The sequence below is a fragment of the Treponema primitia genome (assembly GCF_046533075.1).
Lineage (GTDB): Bacteria > Spirochaetota > Spirochaetia > Treponematales > Breznakiellaceae > Termitinema > Termitinema primitia_B.
Genome location: NZ_JAJQRB010000067.1, coordinates 58,468 through 65,257, shown reverse-complemented (window position 1 = coordinate 65,257; position 6,790 = coordinate 58,468). Strand labels below are relative to the sequence as shown.

General features: G+C 56.0%; 6 protein-coding genes. 1 reads left to right on the top strand and 5 read right to left on the bottom strand.

The features are described 5' to 3' along the window. Positions 1-364 precede the first annotated feature (364 nt). From LQZ19_RS14030 to LQZ19_RS14010, 5 genes are all read right to left on the bottom strand, one after another. Positions 365-883 carry an FKBP-type peptidyl-prolyl cis-trans isomerase gene (locus LQZ19_RS14030; protein WP_411048306.1) on the bottom strand — a complete coding sequence of 173 codons (519 nt, stop codon included), beginning with the start codon at positions 881-883 and terminating at the stop codon, positions 365-367. An 82-nt stretch (positions 884-965) separates the two neighbouring features. Beyond that, positions 966-1,211, bottom strand: coding sequence for a (2Fe-2S) ferredoxin domain-containing protein (locus LQZ19_RS14025; protein ID WP_411048305.1), 246 nt, complete (start codon positions 1,209-1,211; stop codon positions 966-968). Continuing rightward, on the bottom strand, positions 1,204-2,916 hold the full coding sequence (locus tag LQZ19_RS14020) for a [FeFe] hydrogenase, group A (RefSeq protein WP_411048304.1): 1,713 nt from the start codon (positions 2,914-2,916) through the stop codon (positions 1,204-1,206). The genes LQZ19_RS14025 and LQZ19_RS14020 overlap by 8 nt, the downstream gene beginning before the upstream one ends. Before the next feature lies 1 nt (position 2,917). Next, complete coding sequence (locus tag LQZ19_RS14015; RefSeq protein WP_411048303.1) at positions 2,918-4,795, bottom strand: NADH-ubiquinone oxidoreductase-F iron-sulfur binding region domain-containing protein; 1,878 nt, start codon at positions 4,793-4,795, stop codon at positions 2,918-2,920. Further along, on the bottom strand, positions 4,792-5,304 hold the full coding sequence (locus LQZ19_RS14010; protein WP_411048302.1) for an NADH-quinone oxidoreductase subunit NuoE family protein: 513 nt from the start codon (positions 5,302-5,304) through the stop codon (positions 4,792-4,794). Before LQZ19_RS14010 ends, LQZ19_RS14015 begins: the two co-directional genes overlap by 4 nt. A gap of 159 nt (positions 5,305-5,463) precedes the next feature. Between LQZ19_RS14010 and tyrS the strand changes: the two genes are divergently transcribed. Next, complete coding sequence (gene tyrS / locus LQZ19_RS14005; RefSeq protein ID WP_411048301.1) at positions 5,464-6,711, top strand: tyrosine--tRNA ligase; 1,248 nt, start codon at positions 5,464-5,466, stop codon at positions 6,709-6,711. Positions 6,712-6,790 lie beyond the last annotated feature (79 nt).

The following is a 6,790-nucleotide window of genomic DNA, read 5'->3' as shown; positions in this document are numbered from 1 at the left end:
TGTGTCATAAGGAATTATGACAAACCGTTTGACAGGATACGTTTTCATGGGGGGGCTCCTTTTAAATTACCGGTTTGGCCCCCTACGGGGACCTTTGGGGCAGGTCTTTTTGACCCGGCCATCCCAGAATACCATATATACAGCTCCTGTCAACAGAGTGCGGTACGTATGGGGGGAATATAGCACCACAAAGGGACACAAAGATGAATAGGAAAAGATCATAGACACAATCCGGTACTTTTCTGGCAGTTTTTTCCTGCTATTTCTCTTCCCCTTTCTGTCCTTAGTGTCCTTTGCGGTAAAATTCTTCTTCCTACTTCTTGTGGGACCCCAAACGAAGTTAAAAGGGCATATTCTTTTCTGTTTAGCAACAGTCGTGGCAGCTTTCACAGTCCGCGTCGTCACAACCTTCGTGGCTGTGGGAGTGGACATGGCCGTGTTCTAGCTCTTCTTCGGTGGCTTCTCGTACATCCAGTACCGAAACATCGAAGTTAAGATCGAGGCCCGCCATGGGGTGATTCCCGTCGATGGTGACGGTATTTCCTTCAATCTTGGTTACGGTAACCATCTGGAGTTCACCGTCCGGGGTTTCTGCGTGGAATTGCATCCCTTCCTTAACGGTATCCACTCCGCTAAAACGGTCCATGGGGACAGTGGCGATGAGTTTGTCGTTCCGTTCCCCGTAGGCATCGGCGGCGGGGATGCTTATTTTGAAGCTATCCCCCGGGGCTTTACCATCCAGGGCTTTTTCCAGGCCGGGGATGATGTTTTGGTGACCATGGAGGTACAAAAAAGGCTCCGGGCCGGTACTGTCGAGGATCTGGTTTTGGGCATTGGTAAGGGTGTAGTTGAGACTAATCACCCGGTCATTGGCTATATTCATAATTATTTATACCATATCAGAGTTTTTAGGTAAAGGTTTTAGAAAAAATAAATCATACAAAATACAGACTGCGGCCCCGCTCTTATATCTTCCCAATCACCACGGTGTTGAAAAACTCCCGGGCCTCCTCCGCCGGAACACGGCGCTTCTCGCCGCCCACGGAGACCGACACGCCGGGCTTGGCGCACTCTTTCATACAGAAACTGGACTTGAAGTTGATTTTATCGTGGAGTTTTTTTTCTTCGATCATCTGTTGAAAAGTCTGAATTACATTGTAAGCGCCCTTGATGTGGCAGGAAGTTCCGATACAAACGTTTAACTCAAGCATGGTGGGCCTCCTTATGCAGATAATCTACGTGGAGCAGTTCGTGAACCTTGCCCTTAAGCAGGCCGCCGTAGAGCTCTATCATCAGGGGATTCTCCTCGGACCGCTTGACGTTACAAAGCTTATCCGCCGCGTACAGCCCCTGCCCCCGGGACAGCTTTTCCTCCCAGCCAACCACGGGCTGGCCGCCGCCTGAAACACAGCCTCCGGGGCAGGACATAACTTCCACAAAGTCGTAGTGTTCCTCCCCGGACTTTATCTTCGCAATTAGGTCCGCCGTATTTTTCAGGCCGCTCACCATTGCTATTTTCAGCTGCTTGTCCCCAAAGGGGATGGTCGTGGTCTTCAGTCCCTCCATGCCGCGCACCCCGGTCCAGCCTAAGGCCATGAGGGTTCCTGCGGATTTGTCCGTGGTCACCCGGCGGAGTACCGCTTCGGTAACACCACCGGAAACTCCGAAGATAACCCCGGCTCCGGATATGGTACCAAAGGGCATATCCACCGCCTCAGGCTGCAGGGTAGCCATGACAATCCCCGATTCCCGGATCATCTTGATCAGCTCCTGGGTGGTGATCACATAATCTACCTGTGGTTTCCCCTTGACCTTAAACTCATCCCGGGCCGCCTCGAACTTCTTCGCCGTACAGGGCATCACCGCCACATGCACATGGGGTTTGCTCGTTGCAAGGTTTGATTCTTCCCGTATCACCGCCGCAAACATCTGCATGGGAGAACGGCAGCTCGATATATGGGGCAGCAGTTCGGGGTAATTCTTTTCCGCAAACTGTATCCAGGCCGGACAACAGGACGTAAAAAGAGGCATCCCCCCACCCTCCCCATTCTCAATACGCTTGAGGAATTCGTTTGCCTCCTCCAACACCGTAATGTCCGCGCCGGTCGCCGTATCGTAGATCTCGTCAAAGCCCATGCGGCGCAGCGCCGCCACGATAAGGCCGATGGCGTTTTCCCGCCGGGCAAAACCGAATTCCTTGGTAACCGCCACCCGCACCGCCGGGGCTATCTGGACCGTAACTTTAGTGTTTCTGTCATCCAGGGCTGCCCAGATCTTGTCGGTATCGTTCCTCACGGTGATGGCCCCGGTGGGACACACCGCTGCGCACTGCCCGCAGCCCACGCAGGGTGATCCCCCGATGGGTTCGCCGAAAACCGGGCTTACCCGCATCTTGGCGCCGCGGCCGGCAAAGTCGATGGCCCCCACGGCCTGCACTTCGTTACACATGCGGATGCAGTCACCGCAGAGTATGCATTTACTTTCGTCACGGATGATACACAGGGATGATTCGTCCAGCCGGTGCTCCGCATTGGTGTTGGGGAACCGCACATCCCCAAGGTCAAAGCGCAGGGCCAGTTCCTGGAGCTTGCAGTTTTTGCTCTTCTCACAGGTGGTACAGTCCCGGCAGTGATTCGCCAGGAGCAGTTCCAGAATGTTCTTCCGGTAATTCCGCAGCCGCTTCGTGTTGGTGCGTATCACCATACCCGGCTTGGGAATGGAGGAGCAGGACGAGTCAAGGCCGCTACCCTCAATCTCCACCATACACATGCGGCAGGCGCCGTATACGGACAGATCCGAATTGTAACAGAAGGCGGGCATGTCTATCCCCGCCTTGCGGATCAGTTCCAAAATATTTTTCTCCCCCGCAATTTCCACGGGGACTCCGTCTATGGTCATGAATTCTCTGGTAGCCATTTTAGCTTGCCTCCTTGACTGCGCCGAAGGGACAGGCGCTTACGCAGGCGCCGCACTTGATACACTTGCTCTGATCGATCTCGTGGATGCTCTTCGGCGAACCGTTTATCGCGCCCACGGGACAGCCCTTCGCACATTTCGTACAGCCCTTACAGGCTCCGGGATCTATGGTGATCACCTTCAACTTCTGGCAGCTCCCGGCGGGACAGTGCTTATCCCGGATATGCGCCTCGTATTCGGAGCGGAAATTCTTGATAGTACTGATAACCGGGAAGGGCGCAGTCTTTCCCAGCCCGCAGAGGGCGGTCGCAGCAATGGTGTCCGCCAGTTCTTCCAGGAGCTCTATGTCCCCCTCCTTACCCAGGCCCACCACGATCCGTTCCAGGATTTCCAGCATACGCTTCGTTCCCTCCCGGCAGGGGATACACTTCCCGCAGGATTCGTTCTGGGTAAAGTTCATGAAGAACCGGGCTATCTCCACCATACAGGTACCGGAGTTCATCACCACCAGACCGCCGGAGCCGATAATGGCCCCCGCCGCCTTGAGGGAGTCGAAGTCCATGGGCAGTTCCAGGTCCTTCGCGGTAAGGCAGCCACCGGAAGGTCCGCCTATCTGGACCGCCTTAAACTCCGCACCGTTCCTAATGCCCCCGCCTATGTCGAAGATAACCTCCCGCAGGGATGTTCCCATGGGCACTTCAATAAGCCCCGTGTTTACGATATCCCCCGTAAGGGCGAAAGTCTTGGTTCCCGGACTGCCCGCGGGGCCTATGCCCTTGTACCAGGCCGCCCCCTTCTGGATAATCAGCGGGATATTGGCAAAGGTTTCCACGTTATTGAGCAGGGTGGGCTTTTCAAACAGCCCCTGTTCCACGGTACGGAACCGCTTAACCCGGGGCATTCCCCGCTTGCCTTCTATCGAAGCGGTTAGGGCGCTGCCTTCACCGCAGACAAAAGCTCCGGCCCCACGGAATATCTTTAACGTAAAGCTGAAACCCGACCCCAGGATGTTGTCACCCAACAGGCCGAACTCCCGGGCCTGGGCTATGGCGATACGCAGCCGGCTTACCGCCTGGGGATACTCCGCCCGGACGTAGATGTACCCTTCGGTACAGCCCGCCGCCCGGGCCGCGATAAGCATACCCTCGATCATCTGGTGGGGAACCCCCTCCATGACGCTCTGGTCCATAAAGGCCCCGGGGTCTCCCTCGTCGCCGTTACACACCACGTATTTCGGGGTGTTCTTCTGGCGCTGCACCTGGTTCCACTTAATCCCCGTGGGGAAGCCCGCGCCCCCCCGGCCACGGATATTAGACTCCGTCACCTCGCCGATGATCTGCTCCTGGGTCATGTCAAAGAGCGCCTTCTCAAAGGCGCTGTACCCCCCAATGGCAAGGTACTCCTTGATCGATTCGGCGTTTATTTCACCGCAGTCTCCCAGGACCACCCGGGTCTGTTTCTTATAGAAGGGTATCTCAGCCTTTTGGGGAATCCCCTTTCCGTCCTTCTGATACACCAACCGTTCCACCAGCTTGCCCGCAGAAATGGTCTTCTCAACGATTTCCCCGGCGTCCTCCGGTTTGACCTTAGTGTAAAGCCAGCCCTCGGGTTCAACCAGGATGAGGGGACCCTGGTCGCACAGGCCGTGGCAGCCGCTCTTTTTAAGCCCCGCAGGATGCCCCGGTTCTTCCTTCAACTCCACCGAACAGGGGAGATTCTTTGCTTTGATTATTTCAACCAGCTTATCGTAGACCGCGATGGAGCCCGAGGCGATACACCCCGTCCCGGCGCATACGAAGATCCGCCGTTTTTCCGCATCTAAGGCTTTCTTATAGGTTTCCCTGACCTGTTGCAGGGCTTCTCTGGTGGCTAGTTTCATTCCGCCACCCCCGCTGCAACCTGTGCAGGAAACTCCGTTGCAAGTTGCCCCCGGAGTTCTTCCAGCAGGGCGCTCACCTTTTCGGGAGTCATATTGGCATATACCTTGTTATTCACCGTCAGCGCCGGCCCCAGGCTGCAAGCGCCCAGGCAGGCCACGGTTTGGACCGTAAAGCCCAGATCCCCGGTGGTTATCTTTTTTTCAGAAAGCCCCAGTTCCTTGCGGAGCCGTTCCAGGTTGGGCAGGGATTTCCGCACATGGCAGGCCGTACCGTCGCAGACCTTGATGATGAACTTCCCCTTAGGATCCAGGGAAAAGTTTTCAAAAAAGGTAGCCACACCGAAGATCCGGGCTTCGCTTACCCCGAGTTTTTCCGCAATATAGGGAAAAATCTCCGGGGGCAGGTAATTGTACTTCTCCTGCACACCCTGCAGGACCGGAATTATCGCATTGGGCGCGGCTCCCCATTCATCGATAACCTCATCGATGACACCGTAGTCAAACTCCATAGACACCTCTCTTCAACTCTGCCTGTCAGTGGCTTTTAGTATTTTAGTGTACAATGTGTGATAATGCAATCAAATAATTAAGGAAAGACCCATATGGCAATGAACCCTTATTAAACGCAGAGTTGAAGTACTTACAAAAAACAGGCTATACTGTGCGGCATGAATCAAGCGCTTGAGAACCTTAAAACCCGCGGACTTTTCCAGCAGTGTACCGACCCGGACGCCCTTTCAAAGCTTATGGACCAGGGGCCGGTAACTTTTTACGTGGGCTGCGATCCCACGGGTCCGAGCCTGCACATCGGCCACATGGTGCCGTTTTTTGCGTTTCGCCACCTCATGGCGGCGGGACATAAGGGCATAGCCCTAATCGGCGGGGGAACCGCCCGGATCGGGGACCCCTCGGGGAAGACCGAGATGCGGAAGATGCTGAGCTACGAGCAGCTCGACGCCAACGCCGCTTGTATCGCCGCCCAGTTGGACAAGTTCCTGGGCTTTGATGGGGACAGAGCCCGGACGGCCAACAACAAGGACTGGCTGGCGGACCTGAACTACATCGACTTTCTCCGGGAAATCGGCAGCCATTTTTCGGTGAACCGTATGCTCAGCTTTGAAGCCTATAAACTGCGGATGGAAACCGGCCTTTCCTTTATCGAATTTAACTACCAGCTCCTCCAAAGCTACGATTTCCTGGAACTGTACCGCCGCTACGGCAACCGCCTCCAGATAGGCGGAGACGACCAGTGGGGCAATATCGTGGCCGGGGCGGACCTTATCCGCCGTATCGAGGGCGCCGAGGTTTTCGGCATGACCTTCCCCCTGGTGACCACCGCGGACGGCAAAAAAATGGGCAAAACCGAAAAGGGCGCCATCTTCCTTGACCCTGCTATCACCAGCCCCTACGAATTTTTCCAATACTGGCGCAACATCCAGGACGCCGACCTCCGCCGTTTCCTCCTGATGTTCACCTTCCTCCCGGCCGCCGAAATTGACAGCATTACTGCGGCCGGCAAAAACCCCAACGAAGGCAAGGAACGCCTCGCCTGGGAAGTGACGGCCCTCATCCACGGCAAGGACGAGGCGGACAAAGCCATGTCCGGCGCCCGTGCTGCCTTCGGCGGCGGCGGAGACCGGGAAGCCATGCCCAGTGTCACCCTGCCTCTGGCGAAGTTCCAGGCGGGTTACAATGTGGTGGACCTCTTCACCGACGCCGCTTTAGTCCCCACCAAAAGCGAAGCCCGCCGCCTGGTGCAGCAGGGCGGGGCCTTTGTTTCCCGTGACGGCAGCACAGCTTCACTAACGGCGGCTACCGATGTGGCAGCCCTTATCAAAGCCGATGCGCTGGACGGCGCCGGGGAGTTGCTGCTTCGGGCGGGGAAAAAGCGCTTCTGCCGGGTGGTGACCAAGTAAGGGGGCCGGCAAGGTCAGAACGGGTAAAAACCCTTGTTCTTTTGTTATTTGGATAGTATAGTAATAGACAAGAGGTAAG